The following is a 21762-nucleotide window of genomic DNA, read 5'->3' as shown; positions in this document are numbered from 1 at the left end:
TCGGCCGCACCTGCGCGCCCTTGTGGAGAGCGGGAGCCCGCCCCGCACGCGAACGGGACCGGGATCGTCGATCCCGGTCCCGTTCGGCGATGCGCTCAGCGCGTGGAGGGCTTCTTCTCCTTGGCGGGCGCCGTGCCGCTCGCGGCGAGGTCGGCGTAGTACGCGGCGGCCTCATCCTGGCGCTCCTTCTCGGCACCCGACGCGATGGGCGCGCGCACGTGCTCGGGGGCGAAGCCGAACGCGTCGACGAGGTCCTGCGCGTGCGGGCGCAGGCGCAGGCAGAGCCGGTCGATGTAGCGGCCGACGGCGATCGCGCGCTGGTTCGAGAGGCGGCCGTGCATCAGGTACCACGACAGGTGCTTCTCGAGCAGGCCGAGCCCGAACAGGTCGCGCAGCCAGCCGAGCACCTGCTTGGTGCCCGCGTCCTCGACGGATGCGACGGCGTCGGTGAACGCCTCCCACTGCAGCAGCTCAGCGTGAGCGCGCGCGGCCTCGAGCAGCTCTACCTGGTTCTCGTTGAACAGCGCGGCCGCGGCGTCGGGGCTGAGCTTCGTCGCGGCGCGCAGGCGCCCGGCGACATCCGCGACCATCTGCTGCACGCGGTCGGTGAGCAGCTCGTGCTGGTCCTTCGCCCGCAGCCCGAGCTCGACCGAGCGCGCGACCTGGCCGAGGTCGGCGACGGCCTGGCCCAGCTGGCGGAGTCCGGCGCCGTGGAAGACCTTGCCCGCGGTCTGGCCGACGACGAAGGCGGCGATCTCCTTCGAGTCCTTGCCCTTGAACTGCTTGGCGTAGTCGCCGAGCAGCCGCTTGCCGACGAGCTGCAGCAGCACGTTGTTGTCGCCCTCGAACGTGACGTAGACGTCGAGGTCGGAGCGCAGGCCGACGAGGCGGTTCTCGGCGAGGAAGCCGGATCCGCCGCACGCCTCGCGCGCCTCCTGCACCGTGTCGAGCGCGTGCCACGTCGACAGCGACTTCAGCGCGGCGGCGAGCGTCTCGAGGTCCTCGCGGCTCTCCTCTGTGTCGTTCGTCCCGCCGAAGACGGCGTCGAACTTGCGCAGCAGCTCGTCGTGGGCGAACGTCTGCGCGTAGGTCGTCGCGAGCCGCGGGAGCAGGCGGCGCTGGTGCTTGCCGTAGTCGAGCAGCACCGTCTCGGCACCGGATGCGCCGGCGAACTGGCGCCGCTGGTTTCCGTACGTCACGGCGATGTTCAGCGCGAGCGCGGATGCCGTCGTGGCGGCGCCGTCGAGCGAGACGCGGCCCTGCACGAGCGCACCGAGCATCGTGAAGAAGCGGCGGCCGGGGCTCGCGATCGGGCTGGAGTAGGTGCCGTCGGCGGCGACGTCGCCGTAGCGGTTGAGCAGGTTCTCGCGGGGGACGCGCACCTCGGTGAAGTGAAGGCGCCCGTTGTCGATGCCGTTCAGGCCGCCCTTGACGCCATCGTCCTCGCCGCCGACGCCCGGCAGGAACTCGCCGTTCTCGTCGCGGATCGGCACGAAGAAGCAGTGGACGCCGTAGTTGACGCCGCCCGTGATCAGCTGCGCGAACACGGTCGCGGCGGTGCCGTGCACGGCGGCGTTGCCGAGGTAGTCCTTCCAGGCGCCGCGGAACGGCGTGTGGATGACGAACTCCTCGGTCTCGGGGTCGTACGTCGCGGTCGTGCCGATCGCGGCGACATCCGATCCGTGACCCGTCTCGGTCATCGCGAAGGCGCCGGGGATCTCGAGCTCGATCGCGGCCTTCAGCCACTTGTCCCAGTGCTTCTTGGTGCCGAGCTGGTAGATCGCCGACGTGAACAGGCCCCACTGCACGCCCGCCTTGATCTGCAGGCTGGGGTCGGCGAGCACGAGCTCCTCGAAGCTGGCGAGGTTGCCGCCGTTGTTGTTCTCGCCGCCGTACTCGACGGGGAACGCGCGGCCGATCGCGTTGTGCTGCACGAGCAGCCCGAGCTGGCTGTACACGCGCTCGCGGTGCTCGTGGTGCGTCTGCCCGTCGATGCGCCAGAACGCGGAGTCCTTGAGCATCTCGCGGGCGGTGCGACGGATGTCGCCCCAGGTGCCGAGCAGCTTGTCGGTGACGAGGGGGATGTCGATCCGGGGGGCGTCGGAGGGCGCGACCTCGTGGGTGGGCTCTGCGTCGGACGCCTGCGGGCGAACAGAGGTGTCTGCCATGTCTGCCTCTCACTGGCTGGGGATGGTCGGATGCCGGTCCGTCGGTGGACACGGGCGATCGGCTCAACCGTAGGACGACCACAAGCGCTCGATAAACACCTTGTGGGTCGTAGACAGGTCGTCGGCGAACGGTCGGACGACAGGATGTGCGTGCGCCACAGTCGCCGCGGCGTCAGCGCTCCCGCTCGGCCTTGGCGCGCGCCGCGGCCTCGTCGAGCCAGGCGGGCCGCTTCGGCGCATCGGGAGCGGGCTCGGCCGCGGGGGTCGGCGCCGCATCCGGGCGGGGCGCTTGGCGCGCGTTCCGCGCCCACGCCGGCAGCTCGGCGACCGTGCGGACCTTCGCGGTGACCGACTTCGCTGCGGGCTCGGGCGTCGGCGTGGGCGCGGGGATCGGCTCGGGCTCGGGCGCGGCGACCGGGTCGGGCGCCGGCGAGGACCGCGGCTTCGGGATGGGAGCCGGCTGCGGCTTGGGCATGGGGGCCGGGCGCGGGGCGGGGGCGCGCTTCGGGGCCGGCCCGGGAGCGGGAGCGGCCTTCGGGATCGGTATCGGCTGCGCGGCCGGGGCCGACTTGAAGAGGGGCGGGGCGTCGTCTCCGGCACCGGCACCGGCACCGGCACCGGCAAGCACGAGCACTGGCTCCCGGACCGGCTCGGCGACCTCTCGAGGCTCGGCGGGCGCGCCGATCGGCGCCTTGCGGACCACCACGGGCCGCCGCGGCACCCGATCATCCGCGGCCCGGTCGTCCGATCCGGCGCGGGCACGCCGCCAGGCGCCGCGCGCGGCCGAGCCGAGGGCGATCCATGAGCGGTCGCGGACGAAGATCGCATCGATCGCGACCATCGACAGCGAGAACCAGGGCAGCCCCATCAGCAGCCCGATCGCGGCGTGGAAGCCGAGGATGCCCACGAGCGCAAGGATGCGCGTGAAGCGGTTGAGCAGCATAAACGGGAACGAGATCTGCAGCAGGATCGAGCCCCACGACGCAAGCGCCACCATCGGCCCCCACGCCGTGATGAGGTCGGCGAGCTCCGGCCAGGTGCTGAACTTCTCGACCTGCAGCGGCGCATACACCGCGGTGCCGCCCGCCCAGGGGTCTCCCCCGGCCTTGTACAGGCCGCCGGCGACGTAGATGAACGTCACCTGGGCCGTCAGCAGCACGAGCACGAGGTTGTGCATCGCGTTCTGCAGCCACTCGGGAAGCAGCCGCTCGCCGCGCCAGATCCGCCGGATCCGGTCCCAGATGGTGCGGTTCGGTCCGGTGATCCCGGCCGCGCGGCGACGCGCATCCATCGACAGGACACCCGCCGGGTCGGCGAACATCAGCCAGAACAGGCAGATCCGGTAGGCGTTGTCGCCCTGATCGCCCGACGCGCTGTTGAGCTCGATGATGCCGACGTACAGCGCGAAGAAGAGGGGAAGCGTGAGGCGGGTGCGCCAGCCCAGCATCACCGCGAGGGCGAGGGCCGCCGCGACGAGATAGAGGATGGTGAACGCCACGAGGTCGCCCGACAGCAGGTCGCCGAGACCGAACACCCAGACCTCGGGCAGCTGGCTGATCCTGTCGACCTCCTCGCCGTTCCAGAAGGATGCCGGGCCGTACAGATACGAGCGCGCCGTGTAGTTCGTCCACAGCAGGCCGAAGCCGACGAAACCGAGCAGGATGCGCGTCACCGCGACGCCGTAGCGCGCGTGCCGCTGGCCGATGAGCCACTGCTCGCAGAAGGACAGGATCCGGATGACGCCGCCGACGACGAGGCGCCATCCGCTCACGACGAGGTGACGGATGACGGCGACGATCCGCAGCAGGACGTCCCTCACGGCGATCACGGGCAGACCCTTGCCGGCGCGGAGCAGAAGCACGAACGGAACTGCTCGCGCGACTGGCCCTCGTACTCGAGGGGCCCGCGCCATCCGGTGCTGCGGACTGTCGGCTCGGGGCGCACGGCCTTCGGGTCGTTGCGCTTGTCGAACGGCACGATCCCCTCGCGGCTCACGCGGTACTGCACCCGCACGACGTCGTCGCCCCACACCGCGTACGCGACCTGGGTCGCATAGGCGGCGACGGTGCGCTCAGCCGCGACGTAGGTGTCGACGGTCTTGTCGGCGGCCAGGGACGACTCGAGGCGCGCGCTCCAGTCGTCCTTGAAGAAGTTCAGAGCCACGAGCTCCTTGCTCTTGTCGGAGAGCTCGCCGTACGCCTGGTACAGGTCGCTGGCCGCGGACACGGCAAGACCCGCGGAGCGCGGCGGGAAGAGGTTGTGCTGCGCGTACGACAGCTCTGCCGTGTTCGCCCGGGTCCATTCGGTGACGGCCACCTCACCGCCGCCCGCGTCGAGGGCGGCGCGCACGTCGAGGTGGTAGTCGCCGTTGATGGGCGCGGGGGCGAAGACGCTCCAGCTCTGTCCGAACATCGGCAGCATGTAGCCCCGCAGGGCGCCCGCGGGAACGACCTCGCGCGCCGGGGAGGGCGGCGCGATCCAGAGGATGCTGGCGAAGATGTGCCACGCCGTGAACAGCGCCATCGCGACGAGCACGACGCGCTTGACCACCGGCGCGGCCGTGGCGGCCCGGGAAGAACCCGGACCGCCACGGCGCTTCTCAGGACTCACATCCTGAAGGGTACGAGTGCTCACGCGTCGTGCGAGGCCACTCCGTCACGGCGCGTCGCGATCGTCAGCGCGGCACCCGCGATGAGGATCAGGAGGCCGAAGGGGATCAGCGAACCGAGGTCGGCACCGGTCGCGGCGAGCGAGCTGCGCGCGACGACCTGGAACGTGTCGTCGACGGCGCCCGAGAGGACTCCGACGAGCTCCACGCGGTGCTGACCGACGACGGCCTCGCCGTCGACCGCCCAGGTGAACACGACCTCTCCGTCCGCATTGGCGATCTGGGTACCCAGATCCTGCGGCACGGAGTACATCGTGGCCGAGACGGACTCGCCCGGCTCGAAGCCGGCTACACCCCCGATCTGCGTGGTGAGGACCCGGCCGCGCCGGGAACCGACATGCCGATCTCGGGTGGAAACTGGCCGCCGAACACCGATGTCGAGATCACGCTGACCGACCCGGAGACGGGCGAGCCCGTGGGCGAGACCATCACGGTCCGGACGGACGAGAACGGCGACATCCCGGCGGGGACGACGTACCCCATCCCGGGTGGCCTCGTGGGCGGCGACTACACGCTCGTCGGCAGCCTCGTCGATCGAGCGCGGGGTGACGGGGGCGGCGGCGGGCACGAACGTTCCGCGCCGCGGCGCGGCGTCGGCAGGCGGCGCCGGATCCGCGCCCGCGTGCTCCGTCATCTGTCCCACCCCCGTGGCGCCGGCCCGAGGACCGGCGATATCCCGGCCAAAGTACCATGCCGGTCCGGGCGGGGACGATGGGCGAAACCAGCGGGTGGGACGCCGCCGGCGGGCGGGTCAGTGGGCGGCGATCACCTCGAGCACCGCCGCGCCATACGCCTCGCGCTTGCGCTCGCCGATGCCGGAGACGCCGCCGAGCTCGCCGAGCGTGGTCGGGCGGCGCTCGGCGAGCGCCCGCAGCGTGGCGTCGCCGAACACGATGTACGCCGGCACGCCCTGCTCTCGCGCCTGTTCGGCACGCCAGGCGCGCAGCGCCTCGAACAGCTCGCGGTGCTCGGGAGCCAGCTGCTCGGCGGCCGCCGCCTTCCTGGCGCCTCCCCCGGAGCGCGACACCCGGCCGATGACGTCGCGTCGCAGCGGCACGGGCGTCTCGCCGCGCAGCACTCCCGCGCTGGCGTCGCTGAGCGCGAGGGTGCCGTACTCGCCCTGCGCGACGAGCAGCCCGCGCGCGAGGAGCTGCCGGATGACGCTGCGCCAGTCCTGATCGGACAGATCGGCCCCGATCCCGTAGGTCGATAGCGCGTCGTGACCCATCTTGCGGACCCGGTCGGTCGATGCACCGCGCAGGATGTCGATGAGGTGACCGGCGCCGAAGGCCTGGTTGCGCTCGCGCTTGAGGCGCACGATCGTCGACAGCAGCTTCTGCGCGGGGATGAGCCCATCCCACGTCTCGGGCGGCGTGAGGCAGGTGTCGCAGTTGCCGCACGGCTCGGACGGCTGCCCGAAGTATGCGAGCAGGTTCTGACGGCGGCAGCCCACGGTCTCGCACAGCGCGAGCATCGCGTCGAGGTGCTGGCCCTGCCGCTGCTGGATCGCCCTGTCGCCGTCGCCTTGCTGGATCAGCCGCCGCTGCTGCACGACGTCGCCCAGGCCGTACGCCATCCAGGCCTGCGCGGGCTCGCCGTCGCGGCCCGCGCGACCGGTCTCCTGGTAGTAGCCCTCGACCGACTTCGGCAGGTCGATGTGCGCGACGAACCGCACGTCCGGCTTGTCGATGCCCATGCCGAACGCGATGGTCGCGACGACCACAACGCCGTCCTCCCGCAGGAAGCGCGACTGATGCCGGGCGCGCGTGGCCGCATCCAGTCCCGCGTGATACGGGATCGCGTCGATTCCCTGCCGGGCGAGATACTCGGCCGTCTGCTCGACCGAGTTGCGGCTGAGCGCGTAGACGATTCCCGCGGAGCCCTCGGGCTGCGACCGGATGAAGTCGAGCAGCTGCTTGCGCGGCTCGGTCTTCGCCTCGATCCGGTAGCGGATGTTCGGACGGTCGAAGCTCGCGACGAAGTGGCGGGCGTCGGGAAGCCTCAGACGCTCGGTGATCTCGCGGTGCGTCTCGGGGGTCGCCGTGGCGGTGAGAGCGAGGCGGGGCACACCGGGGAAGCGCTCCGCGAGGCCGCCCAGCGCGAGATAGTCGGGCCGGAAGTCATGCCCCCACTGCGACACGCAGTGCGCCTCGTCGATCGCGATGACGCTGAGCGTGCCGCGCTCGAGCAGCCGCAGGGTCGCCTCGCCGTTGAGCCGCTCGGGCGCCACATAGAGCAGATCGAGCTCTCCCGCGACGTAGGCGCGCTCGACCCGGGCACGCTCATCCGGCGCCTGCGTGGAGTTCAGGTAGGCCGCACGCACGCCGTTCGCGACGAGCGCGTCGACCTGGTCGTGCATAAGCGCGATGAGCGGCGAGACGACGAGCCCGGTGCCGGGCCGCACCAGGGCCGGCACCTGGTAGCAGACGCTCTTTCCGCCGCCGGTGGGCATGAGCACGACGGCGTCGCCGCCGGCGATGACGTGGTCGACGACCGCCTGCTGGTCACCGCGGAAGGCGTCGTAGCCGTAGACCGTCTTCAGCGCGTCGACCGCGGTGGCGTACGCGGATGCGCGGATGCCGCCCGGCGCGGCGGCCGGCGGCGCTGCCGCCGGCGAGCGGACGTCGCCCGGTCCCGGTCCCCACGGCTCGTCCGGGGGCGGCACGTCGGCATACGGGTCGTAGGGAGGCTCGTCCTCCGGCGGCGGCTCGTACGGGATCCAGTCACCCGGGCCACCCTGATCGGACGGGTCGGACGGGGCCCACGAGCCCCAGCCGGACGGGGTCTCCTGGGAACTCTTGGTCACCTGATCGAGTGTAGGCGGCGCGTCCGACAGCGCCCCGGGTGTGCGGAAGCCCGCCAGGATGCGCGGCCTGGGGACGAGCCGCTTCCCGGTGTGGGCGGCACGACGTAGCGTGGCCCTGACGAGACCCGAGAGCGAAGGAGCGTCATGCCCCAGCCCAGCGAGACCGTGATCGAGGTGACGCGGAACGACGCCGAGAACCGGTACGAGCTGCACTTCTCCGATGCGACGCAGGGGGAGCCGCCCGCATGACCCGATACGACGTCGAGGCGACGTCGTGGGATCTCGCCTCCGACGCCTGCGACGGCCCGCGCGAGCTGCTGCTCGCCCCGCGGGAGGTGCCGCTCGGCGGCGTGCGGGCGATGGCGGTGCACCGCACGCTGCCCCAGCGCGAGCTGCCGACTGTCGGCGCGTGGTGCTTCTTCGACCGGTTCGGCCCGCAGGATGCCGTGATGCGGGTGGAGCCGCACCCGCACATCGGCCTGCAGACGGTGACGTGGCCGCTCGTCGGAGAGGTGCGTCACCGCGACAGCGTGGGCAGCGACGTCACGATCAGCCGCGGCGTGCTGAACATCATGACGTCGGGGCACGGGATCTCGCACTCGGAGTACTCGATCGGCGACGGTCCGGTGCCGCTCGACGCGCTTCAGCTGTGGATCGCGCTGCCGGACTCGCGTCGGCACGGCGCGCCCGACTTCGAGCGCCACGAGGGCCTTCCCTCGGTGGCGCTTCCCGTCGTCACGGGAGAACCCGCGACCGCCACGGTCGTCATCGGCGAGCTGTCCGGCGCCGTCTCACCGGCGACCGTGCACACCCCGATCGTCGGCGCCGAGGTGCGGATCCCGCCGCGGTCGCGCGTGCGCGTGCCGCTGCACCGCGAGTGGGAGTACGCGATCGCCGCCGTCGACGGCGACGTGGTGGCGCACGCCGGACGCTCCGGCGAGCCGACGGCACTGGCGCCCCTCGATCTGCTCTATCTCGGCATCGCGCGGGACGCCGTCGAGGTCTCGAGCGAGGAGGGGGCGATGTTCTTCCTGCTCGGCGGCGAGCCCTTCGAGGACGACCTCGTGATGTGGTGGAACTTCGTCGGCCGCGACCACGCGGAGATCGTGACCGCACGCGAGGAGTGGGAGACCGGATCCGGCCGCTTCGGTCACGTCGTCACGCACGGGGATGAGCGCATCCCCGCTCCCCCGATGCCGCAGGTGCGGCTCACTCCCCGGCGCCGCCGACTCTGATCCGGATCCGCCGAGGCGACGGCGCGGAGGCGCGCTGCAGCGACGGCGCCGCGGCCCCGATGGCGGGCATAGGCTCTGGGCATGGCACGCCCCCGGCTCGACACCCGCACCCTGCTCGTGTGTGCGGCGATCGGGGTCGGCACCGGTGTGCTCGGCGCCGGGGCGGCGTGGATCACCGTCGCCGTGCTCGCGACGCTGCCCATGGTCTACGGCTTCGTCCTCGGCGTGCACGTGCTTCCCGGTGTGGTGGCGCAGCGGCTGCTGCGGCAGCCGGGCGTCGCGCTCGCCACGCACCTGCTCGCCGCACTCGTCTCCAGCGCGTTCGCGCCGGTGTACATGTGGCAGGTCATCGCGACCGCCGTGCTGTTCGGCGGGATCCAGGAGGTCGCCGCGGCACTCGGGCGGTACCGCTCCTGGACGCCCCTGCGCTCGCTCGCCGCCGCCGTCGTGATCGGCGCGCTCGTCGCCGTCGCCGTCGCCTTCGCCGCCGACCTGGATGAGCTCGCCCCCTGGGCGCAGGTGCTCTACATCGTGCTGGCCGTCCTGGGGCCCGTCGCCTGGACCGTTGCCGGCCTGAGCACCGCCGCCGCGCTCGCCCGCGCGGGTGTGGGGACACCCCCGCGCGTGAAGGACGCCACCTCCCGAGGTTAGGCCCGCCTTACTCTCGGCTAATGTGAGGCCGTGCCCTCGGCCGACCGCCCCCTCCTTCGCCTGACCGACGTCTCGATCACGCATCCTGACGCCGTCCGGCCGACCCCGCGCGACGTGACGCTCGAGGTGCGCCGCGGCGAGGTCGTCCTGCTGCTCGGGCCGAGCGGATCCGGCAAGTCGACGCTCGCCCTCGCCATGAACGGGCTGGTGCCCCACGCGCTCCCCGCGACGCTCGACGGCACGGTCGAGGTCGATGGGATCGACACCGCGACGAGCACGGTCGCCGAGCTCAGCACGCGGGCGGCGATGGTCTTCCAGGACCCGGATGCCCAGCTCGTCGCCGGCACGCTGCTCGACGAGGTGGCGTTCGCGCTGGAGAACCTCCGCCTCCCCGCCGCGGACGTCCTTTCTCGCTCCGAGGATGCGCTGCGCCGGATAGGCCTGTGGGAGCGTCGCGCGTGGAACCCCGACCGGCTCTCCGGCGGCGGGCGGCAGCGTCTCGCGATCGCCTGCGCCCTCGCGATGGGCTCCCCGCTGCTCGTGCTCGACGAACCCACCGCCAACCTCGACCCCGTCGGCATCGACGACGTCTACGCGGCGCTCGCCGAGATCGTGGCGGCGGGGGACCGCGCGATCGTCCTCGTCGAGCACAACCTCGACGCCGCCGTCGAGCTGGCGACGCGCGTCGTTGTGCTGGATGATGCCGGCGCCGTGGCGTTCGACGGCCCGGCCGCCGCCGTGCTGCGCGCCCGCGCGGAGACGCTCGCGGCGATGGGCGTGTGGCTGCCGTCCGCCACCCTCGCGGCGCTGCGCCTGCGCGATGCCGGTCATCCGATCGAGCCGCTCCCGCTCACCCCCGCCGAGCTGCGGGACGCTCTGGATCCGTCGCGGCGCGACGAGGCCGCAGCCCTGCTGCTGCGCGGCCCCGTCGCGGACGACGCCGCGGATCCGGTCGTGCGCGTGCGCGGGCTCACGCTCGAGAAGGACCGCAGCGAGGTGCTGCGGGACGTCGACCTCGACATCCCCGCGGGGTCGTTCACCGCCGTGATCGGCCCCAACGGCGCCGGCAAGACGACGCTCGTGCAGGCGCTCGCGGGCGTGACACCGCCGCCGCCCGGCCGCATCACCGTTGCCGGGATGGACCCCGGATCCGCGTCGCCTCACGAGCTCGCGACGCGCATCGGCTTCGTCTTCCAGAACCCCGAGCACCAGTTCATCGCCCACACCGTGTACGACGAGCTCGCGCACGGGCTGCGCCTGCGCGGCCTGGCGGATGACGAGATCCGCGCGCGCGTCGAGGACATCCTTGAGCGGTTCGGCCTCACCGAGCGTACGGACGCCCATCCGTTCCTCCTCTCGGGCGGGCAGAAGCGGCGCCTGTCGGTGGGCACAGCGCTCATCTCGGGCGACACGGGCCACGGCCCGGAACTGCTGGTGCTGGACGAGCCGACGTTCGGACAGGATCGCGCCAGGGCCGCGGAACTGCTCGCCCTGCTGCGCGGGCTCCACGCCGCCGGCACCACGGTCGTCATCGTGACCCACGACCTGCAGCTGGTGGCGGAGCACGCCACGCACGTTGTCATCGTCGACGACGGACGGATCGCCGCGGCCGGGCCGACGGCGGAGGTGTTCGCCGACGAGGCGGTGCTCGAGCGCTCGGGCCTGCGCCTGCCGCCGGTGCATCGGGCGCTGCGGGTCGAGGCGGCGGTGGCGGTCGGCGGGCGCGCCGGCGCCGGCGGCGTCCGGGGCGGCGCGGTTGCCCCGAGCGCGACGGACCCCACCCCGGCCAGGGACGCCCGCCCCGACCCGTACGCTCCCCCGCCGCCGGCACCGGCGTGGCGGTTCCTCCACCACCTCAACCCGCTCGCCCTGCTCGCGGCCACCGCCCCCGCGATGATCCTGCTCGTCTTCACCCGCGACATCCCGACGCCGCTGGCGATGCTCGCCCTGGCGAGTGTGGTGCTGGCGACCGGGGCGCGGCTCCCCCGCCGGCTCGCGCTCGGGCTGCTCGCGGGCGTGCCGCTCGGCATCGCCGCCGTGGGCATCGGGTTCTCGCTCTGGGTGGATCCCGCGCAGGTCGCGGCCACGCCCGCGGTGCTGCGCGTCGGGGACTGGATCCTGCACCAGGGCGCGTTCGCCATCGGATTCGCCACGTCGCTGCGCCTCGCCGCCATCGTGCTGCTCGCGGTGCTGAGCGGCGCGGTCACGGCGGGACCGGATGTGGTGCGCGCGAGCGTCCAGCACCTGCGCGTCCCCTACCGGATCGGGTACACCGCGCTCGCCGCCTACCGCTTCGTGCCGCGCTTCGGTCACGAGCTCGAGCTCATCCGGGCGGCACACCGCGTGCGCGGCCATGGCCGCGGGAGCGGACGCGGGCCGCTCGCCCGGATCGCTCGCGGCTGGGGATACATCGTGCCGCTGCTGGCGAGTGCGATCCGCCATGCCGAGCGCGTCGCCCTCGCGATGGACGCCCGCGCCTTCGGCGCCTACCCCACGCGCACCGAGCGCCACCTCGTGCCGCTGCGGTGGCGCGACCTCGTGTTCGTCCTGCTGTTCTGGGCCGCGTGCGCGGCCGTCTTCCTGATCATCCCCCGCGTCTTCCCCTGACCCCACCGAGGAGCCCCGATGAACCGCGTGTCCACCGCGTACCTGCTGACCTGCGCCGTGCTGGGCGTGGCGGCCGCCATCCTGCTCGCCCCGGCGAACTGGCTGTCGACCGTGCTGCTCGGCGTCGCGCCGCTTGCCTCCCAGCTGCTGACCGGCCTGTGGATCCTTCCCGCGGTCGTCGCGCTGCGCCTGCTGCAGCGGCCGGGCGCCGCGCTGCTCACGGCGCTGATCTCGGGCCTCGTGCTGCTGCCGTTCTCGGGCTGGGGTCTTGCCAGCGTGCTCACCAACGTGATGTTCGCGTTGCCGATCGAGCTCGCCTTCGCCGCCGCGCTCTACCGCCGCTGGGCGACCTGGCAGTACTACGCGGGAGCCGCGGCCACCGCGATCATCTACTGCCTCTGGCAGGGCTCGTACTTCGGCATCGAGACCATGACGCCCCTCGCGGTCGTCACCTTCTACGCGCTCGCCGTGCTGAGCTGCGTCGCCGCGACCGCGCTCGGGATCCTCATCGCCGACCGCCTCCACCGCGCCGGTGTCGCCGCGACCGTGCGCCCGAAGGCGAGCCGCGCCACGGCCTGATCCAGCCTCGCCGAGGGGACATAGCTTCGATCCTTCTTGACATCCCGTCGAATCTTTGTTCGACTTGGCGCATGAGGTGGCAGGGGCAGGAACTCGGCGTTGCGGACGACAACGCGCTGCCGGGCATGGAGCAGCTCGACGGGCTCGTCCGCTCGGTGACGACGCCGGAGTTCGCGGGCATCACCTTCCACGAGGTCGCGGCGAAGTCGGCACTGAACCACGTGCCGCGCTCGAGCAGCATGCCATTCGACTGGACGATCAACCCCTACCGTGGATGCACCCATGCGTGCGTATATTGTTTCGCCCGCGGGACGCACGAGTATCTCGACCTGGACGCGGGCAAGGACTTCGATTCGCAGATCGTCGTGAAGGTGAACGTCGACGAGGTGCTGCGGCGCGAGCTGGCGAAGCCGAGCTGGAAGCGCGAGCACGTCGCGCTCGGGACGAACACCGATCCGTATCAGCGCGCCGAGGGGCGCTACAAGCTGATGCCGGGAATCTCGACCGCACTCGCCGAGTCGGGCACGCCCTTCTCGATCCTGACGAAGGGCTCGCTGCTGCGCCGCGACCTGCCGCTGCTGAAGCGACTGCACGACCAGGTGCCGATCTCGATCGCGATGTCGATCGCCGTCTACGACGACGAGCTGCAGCAGGCGATCGAGCCGGGCACCCCGACGGCGCAGGCGCGGCTCGACACCGTACGCGCCGCGACCGACGCGGGGTTCTCGGTGTCGGTGTTCATGATGCCCGTGCTGCCGCACCTGACCGACTCCCCCGAGGCGCTGGACGCGGCCCTCGCGCGGGTGAAGGCGGCGGGCGCGTCCCGCGTCGTGCACGGGGCGCTCCACCTGCGGCCCGGCGTCAAGCCGTGGTTCATGCGCTGGCTGGCGCGGGAGCATCCCGAACTGCTGCCGGCGTATCGCGGGCTGTATCCGGGGGCGTCGGTCAACGCCCCGCAGGCGTACCGGACGATGCTGTCGCAGCGCATCCGTCCGCTCATCCGCTCGCACCGGCTCGACGGCCGCGACGACCAAGACCCGTGGCGACGCCCGTCCTTCGCCACCGCGCCGGCGCCCGCGCGCATCATCACGACCGCACGCGGCCGGGCCGCCGCGACGGCTCCCGCGCCGGAGCCCGCCCGCCTGTTCTGACGAGCGGGCTCCGGATCAGTCCGCGGGGACGCCAATCAGGAGAACTCGATCGACGCGTCCTCGTTGTTCACGACGATCACCGGGGTGATCGGCGAGAGACCGGCCGCGCGGATCGCGTTCGCATCGAACGACACGAGCGCGTCGCCCTTGCGCACCTCGGCACCCTGCTCGACGAGCGGACGGAAGCCCTCACCCTTGAGCGAGACGGTGTCGATGCCGATGTGGATCAGCAGCTCGGTGCCGTCGGCGAGGGTCAGCCCCACCGCGTGCCCCGTCGGGGACATCGTCGTGACCGTGCCGTCGGCAGGGGCAACAACCGTGTCCCCGGTCGGATCGATCGCCACGCCGGGGCCCATCGTCTGCTCGGCGAACATCGGGTCGGGCACCTCGGACAGCGGCAGGACGCGTCCCGCGATCGGCTGCGCGATCCGCACGACCGCCGGAGCGAGCGTCGCGACCGACGTGGTCTGCGGCGTGGCGGCCGCAGCGGGCGCGGGCTGGCGCCCTTCCATCAGGTCCTCCATGGCGTCCTTCACGAACTGCACGTTGAGGCCGTAGACCACCTGCACGCTCTTGCCGCCGGGCTTCATGGTGCCCGCGGCTCCCGCGCGGCGAAGAGCCGCCTCGTCGACCTTCGACGGGTCGGCGACCTCGAGGCGCAGGCGCGTCGCGCAGTTGTCGAGCGACAGGATGTTCGCCTGACCGCCGAGCCCCGCCAGGAAGCCGGCCGCGACCGCGGCGTACTTCGAATCTCCGACGCCGGCCTCGCCCTCACCGGTGCTGAGCGTCTCGTCCTCGTCCTCGCGCCCGGGCGTCTTCAGCCTGAACTTCAGGATGACGAAGCGGAACACGAAGAAGTAGATGACGAACCACACGACGCCCATCACCAGGATGAGCCACGGGTTCTGCGCCAGCGGGTTCACCCAGCCGAGCACGAGGTCGATGAATCCGCCCGAGAACCCGAAGCCCATCCGCACGGGAAGCAGCGCCGAGATCGTCAGCGAGATGCCCATGAACACCGCGTGGATCACGTACAGCCACGGCGCCAGGAACAGGAACGAGAACTCGAGCGGCTCGGTCACGCCGACGAAGAACGAGGCGACGGAGGCCGAGAGCAGGATGCCGCCGACCACCTTGCGGCGGGTGGTCTTGGCTGTGACGTACATCGCGAGCGCCGCACCGGGGAGGCCGAACATCATGACCGGGAAGAAGCCCGTCATGTACTGACCGGTGACGCCGTAGACGCCGTCGCCGTTCGCCCCGGCGAGGAAGTTGTTCAGGTCGTTGATGCCGGCGACGTCGAACCAGAACACCGAGTTGAGGGCGTGGTGAAGGCCGAGCGGGATCAGCAGGCGGTTCATCATGCCATAGATGCCGGCACCGACCGGGCCGAGCGTGAGGATCCACTCGCCGAACGTGACGAGGCCGCCGTAGACGACGGGCCACACGAAGAAGAGGGCGATCGCCACGACGAGCGAGAGGCCGGCGCTGACGATCGCGACCGAGCGCTTGCCCGAGAAGAACGACAGCCAGTCGGGGAGCTTCGTGTTCTTGAAGCGGTTGTACGACCACGCTCCGATCAGACCGCAGATGATGCCGACGAAGACGTTCTGGATCTTCCCGTACGCGGGGTCGACCGCCTCGAGCTCGGCCGCACCGGTGAGCACCTGCACGGTCTCGGGCTTCAGCAGCGTTGTGATCGTGAGCCACGACACGAGCCCGGCGAGGGCGGAGGTGCCGTCGGGCTTCTCTGCCATGCCGATCGCGATGCCGATCGCGAACAGCAGCGCCATGTTGTCGAGCAGCGCACCACCCGCGGCGGCGAAGAACGCCGAGGCGACGTTGTCGCCCGCGGTCTCCTTGATCCAGTAGCCGAGGCCGGACAGGATCGCCGCGACCGGCAGGACGGCGACCGGCAGCATGATCGATCGGCCGAGCCGTTGGAAGAACTTCATCGAGCCTCCAAACGTGAAGGGGACGTGCGTCCGCGGGGAGACCCGTGACCAGACGGGCTGTCCGCGACTGTACTCCCGCGTGCGCGCGCGGCCCGGGATCCCGCGCCTCCGAAGATCGCGGAGGCCCCTCGTGCGGTGCGCGGATCAGGGGTAGTCGGGGGCGGGCGGCAACCCGAAGAACTCCTCGAGGGAGTGGTAGCCGCCCTCGTGATACACCTGGGCGAGCTCGGGCCCGATGTAGCGCAGATGCCAGGGCTCCGGGTTGTAGCCGGTCGTGTCGGTGTGGCCCTCCTCGTAGCGGATGATCCATCCGAACCGCCACGAGTTGTCGATGAGCCACTTCCCCTGCGCAGTGGCGCCCACTTCGTAGATCGTCCCGCACCCGGCCTCGCCGCACGCGACGACGTCGGCCGCAAGGCCCAGCTGGTGCTCGCTGAAGCCCGGGCGAGCCGACAGGGCATCCGCCCCGATCTGGCCCCGGGCGTCGACCTGGGAGTCGTACGTCGCCACCTGGGTGTCGTAGGAGCGGTATCCGCTGAACAGCGACATCCGTCCCGCTCCCTCGGCGTCGGCGGCAGCGACGAGCCGCTCGAACGAGTCGACCACGTCGGCGCGAAGGCTCCCCTCCACGACGTGCGACGGAGGAACGGCGAGCGCCTCGGGCGCGTAGCCGAGCGGCTCCAGTGGGCGCTGCTTGTTCACCACCACCCACGGAAGGGACGGATCGTCCAGCGGAACGCACGGGGCGTCGCCTGCCAGGATCGCCTTGTGCATCGCCTCGGCACCGCCGAACGCGCCGATCAGCGCATCCGGGGTCTTCGCCTGCAGCGCGTCGTCGGCGCAGCCCTCCGGCGGATCGCCCGCCTCGACCTGGTCGATCACCGGCACCGGCAGGAGCGCCGCGACGACGGCGTCGGGCCCGCCGGCGCGGACCTCGGCGGCGGCCTCGCTGCGGGACACGAGCTGCGTGATGAGCGAGACCTCCGACACGAGCAGCACGCCCGCGCCGAGCGTGACCAGCGCGATCCGCCGCGCGCGCCGCAACCACGCGGCGCGGCGCCGCGCGGAGACCCGCTGGGCGTAGCTCATGCCGTCATTCTCGTCGGCTCACCTGCATGCGACGTGGGGACACGGCGTCCGGCGCGTTCGCCCGCATCCGCGTTCCGACGCCGCAGCAGCGCGTCAGCGGGAAAGGCTCACACCCCAGCGGGCGGTCCAGCTCTCCCCCGGTGCCAGGCGGCGCACATCCTGCCCCGTGTTGAAGGCATCGGTCGGCGCGGTCATCGGCTCGACCGCGACGGCCCGGGACTGTCCGGGGTAGGCGTCGGTGGTGAAGACCTGGATGTGGCCCCAGTTCTCGTCCTGCCACATGGTGACCGTCCGGCCGTCGGGCGCGGTGAGGGTGGTGCGGGCGATGCCGTCGTCGCCGCGCTCGAGCGCGCCGAATCCGGTGTCGAGGTCGAGGTCGCCGACGCGGGCTCCCCCGCGCAGGTCGTAGGTGCCGGACACCGGCACCTCGCCCGTGGGCAGCAGACGATCGTCCACCTCGAACACCGTGCTCGCGGGCACGGCGAGCACGAGGTCCTCCGTGGGGACGCCGCCGAGGCAGAAGAAGGGGTGCGTGCCGAGCGCGACCGGCGCGTCGCCGTCGCCCACGTTCGCGACCTCGTGCGTGATCTCGACGCCGTCCTCGGTGAGGGCGTAGGTCACGCTCGTGCGGAGCGTGTAGGGGTAGCCGTGCTGCGGGAAGACCGTGGCGCTGAGCGTCGCGGATCCCTCTGCGGCGTCGATCTCGTACGGCGCGTAGCGGAGGAGACCGTGGATGGCGTTGCTGCGGTCGGGCTCGGTGATGTCCAGCTGGCGCGTGGTGCCGCCGTCGGTCCAGCGCCCGTCGCGGATGCGGTTCGGCCACGGCGCGAGCACGATGCCGCTGCCGAAGGGCGTCGGCGAGCCCTCGGGATACGGCGTGACGATGTCCACGCCACCGACGGTGAGGCCGCGCAACGCCGCGCCGACCTGCGCGATGTGGGCGGCGACCTCGCCCGCCGGGCCGTCGCGACGGATGCGGACCTGGGTGCCAGTGGGATCGATGCGCGTCGGTGCGTTCACCCTTCGACCCTACTTGGGCGGCTCGGTGCCAGCCGTTGTCAACCCGCTGTCGGGCGCGGATCGCGCATGGTGCGGTGGACGCATGACGCAGACAGTGGAGCCCGCGACGTCCACGGCATCACGCATCCCGGCGCTTCCCGGCCTGGATGCGACGTGGCGCCTCGCGCGCGACGGGTATCTCTTCGGCACGCGCGGCTTCCGCGACGTCGACGCCGATGCATTCCGCACACGCCTCCTGGGGCGCGCTGTGGTTGTCGCCCGGGGCGCGGAGGCCGCACACGTGTTCGGGACGCCGGACGCGTTCTCGCGCACGGGGGCGATCCCCCGCTCGGTCATGCATCTGCTGCAGGACGAGGGAAGCGTGCAGCAGCTCGAGGGCCCGCGCCACGAGGCGCGGAAGCGGCTTATGCTCGATCTCGCCCAGGAGGAGCGTGGCGGACTCGTGGCGGCGTTCCGCGAGGCGTGGCCGCAGGTGGCGGCCGAGCACGCGCACCGGCCGGTGCCCGTGCGGCAGGTCGCGTCCCTCGCGCTGACGCGCGCGGCCCTCGCCTGGGCGGGGATCCGCACCGAACCCGCCGACGAGCGGGCCCTGTGCGAGGACTTCGACGCCATGGTGTCGCGGGCCGCGGCCATCGGGCCGCTCAACTGGGCGGCGCGGCTGCGGCGGCGGCGCACCGAGGCATGGGCGCGAGAGGTGGTGCGCGACCTCCGCCGCCAGGGCGACCGGGCGACGGTCGCCGGGCGCCTCGCGCACCACACCGAGGACGGCCGACTGCTCGACGAGAGCGTCGCGGCGATCGAGCTGCTGAACCTGCTGCGCCCCACCGTGGCGGTGGCCCGCTTCATCGCCTTCGCGGTTCACGCGCTGCACCGCCACCCCGATTGGGCATCGCAGATCCGGGGCGGCGAGCCCGCCGCGACCCGGTGGACGGCCGACGAGATCCGCCGGTTCTCCCCGTTCTTCCCGATGATCGGCGGCATCGCGACCCGCCCGATCGAGCTGCACGGCACGCGGCTCGCCCAGGGCCAGTGGGTCATGCTCGACCTGTACGGCACCGATCACTCCGCCGAGCTGTGGGAGCGCCCGGATGTGTTCAACCCCGGTCGCTTCGCGACAGCGTCGCCCATGACCGTTGTCGCGCAGGGCGTCGGCGACCCCCTTGCGGCGCACCGCTGCCCCGGGGAGCAGGCGACGGCCGACCTGCTCGTCGCGACGCTGGAGCTGCTGACCCGGGGCCCCGAGTACGCGGTGCCGGAGCAGGATCTGCGGATCAGCCTGCGCCGCATCCCCGCCGAGCCCGAGGATCGGATGCTCGTCGTCTTCGGCGGCTGATCATCCTGCCCGCAGACGACGGATGCCGCCCTCGACCTGCGAGGGCGGCATCCGTGTCGATCCGGCCGGGGCACGCGCCCCGGTCTGCGATCAGGCCGTGAGGTCGGCGAGCGTCGGCGCGCCGGCGAGCTCATCGAGCACGTCGTCGCCCGGGCGGACCTCGTCGAACGGCGCGGCGATCTCGGCGCGCTCGAGCATCTCGGTCATGCGACGGCGACGCTGACGCGGGATGAGCGTGACGACGCGACCCGTGCGGCCCGCGCGGCCGGTGCGGCCGGCGCGGTGAAGGTACGTCTTGTACTCGTCGGGCGCGTCCGCCTGGATGACGAGGTCGACGTCGTCGACGTGGATGCCGCGCGCGGCGACGTCGGTCGCGACGAGCACGCGGGCGCGGCCCTTCGAGAAGCGCTCGATGTTGCGCGTGCGCTTGGCCTGGTTGAGGTCGCCGTGCAGCGAGATGGCGTCGATGCCGGCGCCGTCGAACTGCTCGGCGAGCATCTCGGCGTACGCGCGGGTGCGGGTGAAGACGAGCGTCTTCCCCTCACGCGCGACGAGCTGATCCAGGATCTCCGGCTTGGAGCGGTGGTCGACGACGAGCACGCGGTGCTCGATCGTGCCGGTCTCCTGCGTCTCGCCGGCGACCTCGTACACCTGCGGGTCGACGAGGAACTCGTCGACGAGCGCGGCGACCTCGCGGTCGAGCGTCGCGGAGAAGAGCAGCTTCTGGCCGCCCTTGCCGGTCTCGCGCAGGATCTCCTGGACGGGCTCGAGGAACCCGAGCTCGCACATGTGGTCGGCCTCGTCGAGCACCGACACCTGGATCTGCGAGAGGTCGAGCTTGCCCTGGCGCTGCAGGTCGCCGATGCGACCCGGGGTCCCGATGACGATGTCGACGCCCTTCTTGAGCGCGCCCACCTGGCGGCCCTGCGGCACGCCGCCGTAGATCTGCGTGGTGAACAGGCCGACGCTGCGGGCGATCGCCTGCACCGTGCGGTCGATCTGCAGCGCGAGCTCGCGCGTCGGCGCCATGATCAGCGCGACGGGCGCGCGGCCGAACTCGCGCTTCTGGCCGGCCTTGGCGCGCAGGATGCGCTCGACGAGCGGCGCGCCGAAGGCGATGGTCTTGCCCGAGCCGGTGCGGCCGCGGGCGAGGACGTCGCGGCCCTCGATGATCGACGGGGCGGTCGACGCCTGGATCGGGAACGGCTTCTCGGCGCCGAGGGCAGCGAGAGCGCGCACGATGTTGTCGCCGAACCCGAGGTCGGCGAAGGTCACCTCGGCGACCTCATCCGCCTGCACGGCCTGCGCCTCGAGGCGCTCGTGCACAACGTCGATCCGGTCCTCCTGCGCCTGGCTGCGCGCCGGACGCTCCTCGCGGCGCTCCGACCACTTGCGCTCGCCCTCGTGCTGGAAGCGGGCGCGCTCCTCGCGGGCCGGACGCTCGTCGCGGGCCGGGCGGGCGTCGCGGGCCGGGCGGGCATCGCGGGCCGGACGGGCGTCGCGGTCGTAACGGGGGCGGTCGTCGCGCTGCGGGCGGGCATCGCGGTCGAAGCGGGGGCGATCCTGCTGCGGGCGGTCGTCGCGGTTGAACCGGGGGCGGTCGCCGTCGCGGGCGGGACGGGCATCGCGAGCCGGACGAGCGTCGCGGTCGAAGCGGGGACGGTCACCATCGCGAGCCGGGCGGGCATCGCGGTCGTAACGGGGGCGGTCGTCACGGTTGAACCGGGGGCGGTCGCCGTCGCGGGCCGGACGGGCATCGCGAGCCGGACGAGCGTCGCGGTCGAAGCGGGGACGGTCGCCATCGCGAGCCGGGCGGGCATCGCGGTCGTAACGGGGGCGGTCGCCCTCACGGGCCGGACGCGCGTCGCGGTCGAAGCGCGGACGGTCGTCACGGTTGAAACGAGGGCGCTCGCCGTCGCGGGCCGGACGGGCATCGCGGTCGTAACGGGGGCGGTCGCCCTCGCGAGCCGGACGGGCATCACGAGCCGGTCGCGCGTCGCGATCGAAGCGGGGGCGCTCGCCCTCACGGGCGGGACGGGCATCGCGGTCGAAACGGGGACGCTCGGCGCGGTCGAAGCGACCGGCGCCGGCACTGTCATCGCGGCGCGGGGCACGCGTCCCGTCGTTGCCGCGGAAGGGACCACCGGTCTTCTTCTTGGCGTAGCGCGGGTCGAAGTTCTGGGCGGGACGACCGCCCGCGGGCTTCTTGTTCTTGGGCATGCGAAAGTAACGCACCTTCCATAGGTGTCATGCGGCCTGTCAGGACCACACACACCCGCGCATACAACGCGGTATCCCAAGCCGACCCTTCAGGATACCGACAGCGCCTGAGAGACCCCCGAGTCCCCCACGCTCGATAACCGGGAGTGGGGCGCAAAGGTGCGGCAAACGCATCGAACCACGACGCTCAAGGTGCACACGCCGCACCTTTACCCGGTTGCGTCCAATAGCGTGGTGTACGGATCGGGTGACCGTGTCGCTGCGGACGTAGCGACGGTCA

The 21762-nt window shown here is 72.3% G+C and carries 15 protein-coding genes; 6 read left to right on the top strand and 9 right to left on the bottom strand.

What is annotated here, in order from left to right; genetic code table 11:
* Window positions 1–95: 95 nt before the first annotated feature.
* The 5 genes from ABD161_RS15225 to recQ form a co-directional block, all read right to left on the bottom strand.
* Entirely contained in the window at window positions 96–2168 is a 2073-nt protein-coding gene (locus tag ABD161_RS15225; protein ID WP_344004871.1) for an acyl-CoA dehydrogenase family protein, read from the bottom strand.
* Between the two features lie 172 nt (window positions 2169–2340).
* Window positions 2341–3996, bottom strand: a complete 1656-nt coding sequence (locus ABD161_RS15220; protein WP_344004868.1) for an HTTM domain-containing protein — start codon at window positions 3994–3996, stop codon at window positions 2341–2343.
* The gene (locus tag ABD161_RS15215; protein ID WP_344004865.1) at window positions 3993–4778 is read right to left on the bottom strand and encodes a DUF5819 family protein; all 786 of its coding nucleotides are present in this window, start codon (window positions 4776–4778) and stop codon (window positions 3993–3995) included. The genes ABD161_RS15220 and ABD161_RS15215 overlap by 4 nt, the downstream gene beginning before the upstream one ends.
* 20 nt (window positions 4779–4798) lie before the next feature.
* The gene (locus ABD161_RS15210; RefSeq protein WP_344004862.1) at window positions 4799–5080 is read right to left on the bottom strand and encodes a hypothetical protein; all 282 of its coding nucleotides are present in this window, start codon (window positions 5078–5080) and stop codon (window positions 4799–4801) included.
* A gap of 507 nt (window positions 5081–5587) precedes the next feature.
* On the bottom strand, window positions 5588–7501 hold the full coding sequence (gene recQ, locus ABD161_RS15205) for a DNA helicase RecQ (RefSeq protein WP_344004920.1): 1914 nt from the start codon (window positions 7499–7501) through the stop codon (window positions 5588–5590).
* A gap of 386 nt (window positions 7502–7887) precedes the next feature.
* Here recQ and ABD161_RS15200 point away from each other — a divergent pair, with 386 nt between their 5' ends.
* The 5 genes from ABD161_RS15200 (at window position 7888) to ABD161_RS15180 (ending at window position 13865) form a co-directional block, all read left to right on the top strand.
* Window positions 7888–8877 (top strand): pirin family protein, encoded by a 990-nt coding sequence (locus ABD161_RS15200; protein ID WP_135115660.1) that lies wholly within the window; start codon window positions 7888–7890, stop codon window positions 8875–8877.
* Between the two features lie 81 nt (window positions 8878–8958).
* Window positions 8959–9528 (top strand): ECF transporter S component, encoded by a 570-nt coding sequence (locus ABD161_RS15195; protein ID WP_135115661.1) that lies wholly within the window; start codon window positions 8959–8961, stop codon window positions 9526–9528.
* 30 nt (window positions 9529–9558) lie between these two features.
* Window positions 9559–12135 (top strand): ATP-binding cassette domain-containing protein, encoded by a 2577-nt coding sequence (locus tag ABD161_RS15190; protein ID WP_344004855.1) that lies wholly within the window; start codon window positions 9559–9561, stop codon window positions 12133–12135.
* Window positions 12136–12153: 18 nt separating this feature from the next.
* Window positions 12154–12714, top strand: a complete 561-nt coding sequence (locus ABD161_RS15185; RefSeq protein ID WP_344004852.1) for an ECF transporter S component — start codon at window positions 12154–12156, stop codon at window positions 12712–12714.
* A 71-nt stretch (window positions 12715–12785) separates the two neighbouring features.
* The gene (locus ABD161_RS15180) at window positions 12786–13865 is read left to right on the top strand and encodes an Rv2578c family radical SAM protein (RefSeq protein WP_344004849.1); all 1080 of its coding nucleotides are present in this window, start codon (window positions 12786–12788) and stop codon (window positions 13863–13865) included.
* 35 nt (window positions 13866–13900) lie between these two features.
* Here the strand turns inward: ABD161_RS15180 and nagE are convergent, their stop codons facing one another.
* The 3 genes from nagE to ABD161_RS15165 form a co-directional block, all read right to left on the bottom strand.
* The gene (gene nagE, locus ABD161_RS15175) at window positions 13901–15820 is read right to left on the bottom strand and encodes an N-acetylglucosamine-specific PTS transporter subunit IIBC (protein WP_344004846.1); all 1920 of its coding nucleotides are present in this window, start codon (window positions 15818–15820) and stop codon (window positions 13901–13903) included.
* A 144-nt stretch (window positions 15821–15964) separates the two neighbouring features.
* Complete coding sequence (locus tag ABD161_RS15170; RefSeq protein ID WP_344004843.1) at window positions 15965–16909, bottom strand: M15 family metallopeptidase; 945 nt, start codon at window positions 16907–16909, stop codon at window positions 15965–15967.
* A 93-nt stretch (window positions 16910–17002) separates the two neighbouring features.
* Complete coding sequence (locus tag ABD161_RS15165; protein WP_344004840.1) at window positions 17003–17929, bottom strand: aldose 1-epimerase family protein; 927 nt, start codon at window positions 17927–17929, stop codon at window positions 17003–17005.
* 82 nt (window positions 17930–18011) lie between these two features.
* On the opposite strand from ABD161_RS15165, the gene ABD161_RS15160 reads away from it, so the two are divergent.
* Window positions 18012–19262: a cytochrome P450 gene (locus ABD161_RS15160; protein ID WP_344004837.1), complete on the top strand. Its 1251-nt coding sequence runs from the start codon at window positions 18012–18014 to the stop codon at window positions 19260–19262.
* A gap of 90 nt (window positions 19263–19352) precedes the next feature.
* Here the strand turns inward: ABD161_RS15160 and ABD161_RS15155 are convergent, their stop codons facing one another.
* Window positions 19353–21482 (bottom strand): DEAD/DEAH box helicase, encoded by a 2130-nt coding sequence (locus ABD161_RS15155; protein WP_344004834.1) that lies wholly within the window; start codon window positions 21480–21482, stop codon window positions 19353–19355.
* Between the last annotated feature and the right edge of the window lie 280 nt (window positions 21483–21762).

This window comes from Microbacterium paludicola (assembly GCF_039529675.1).
Taxonomy (GTDB): domain Bacteria; phylum Actinomycetota; class Actinomycetes; order Actinomycetales; family Microbacteriaceae; genus Microbacterium; species Microbacterium paludicola.
Note: the sequence above shows the minus strand (reverse complement) of the source record. Positions and strands in the feature narration are given on the sequence as shown.

What these genes read in the sequence shown, in the direction of transcription:
- ABD161_RS15185 (WP_344004852.1), top strand. Translation starts at nt 12,154, where the DNA reads ATGAACCGCGTGTCCACCGCGTACCTGCTGACCTGCGCCGTGCTGGGC.
- nagE (WP_344004846.1), bottom strand. Translation starts at nt 15,820, where the DNA reads ATGAAGTTCTTCCAACGGCTCGGCCGATCGATCATGCTGCCGGTCGCC.
- ABD161_RS15160 (WP_344004837.1), top strand. Translation starts at nt 18,012, where the DNA reads ATGACGCAGACAGTGGAGCCCGCGACGTCCACGGCATCACGCATCCCG.
- ABD161_RS15170 (WP_344004843.1), bottom strand. Translation starts at nt 16,909, where the DNA reads ATGAGCTACGCCCAGCGGGTCTCCGCGCGGCGCCGCGCCGCGTGGTTG.
- ABD161_RS15155 (WP_344004834.1), bottom strand. Translation starts at nt 21,482, where the DNA reads ATGCCCAAGAACAAGAAGCCCGCGGGCGGTCGTCCCGCCCAGAACTTC.
- ABD161_RS15200 (WP_135115660.1), top strand. Translation starts at nt 7,888, where the DNA reads ATGACCCGATACGACGTCGAGGCGACGTCGTGGGATCTCGCCTCCGAC.
- ABD161_RS15225 (WP_344004871.1), bottom strand. Translation starts at nt 2,168, where the DNA reads ATGGCAGACACCTCTGTTCGCCCGCAGGCGTCCGACGCAGAGCCCACC.
- ABD161_RS15180 (WP_344004849.1), top strand. Translation starts at nt 12,786, where the DNA reads ATGAGGTGGCAGGGGCAGGAACTCGGCGTTGCGGACGACAACGCGCTG.
- ABD161_RS15195 (WP_135115661.1), top strand. Translation starts at nt 8,959, where the DNA reads ATGGCACGCCCCCGGCTCGACACCCGCACCCTGCTCGTGTGTGCGGCG.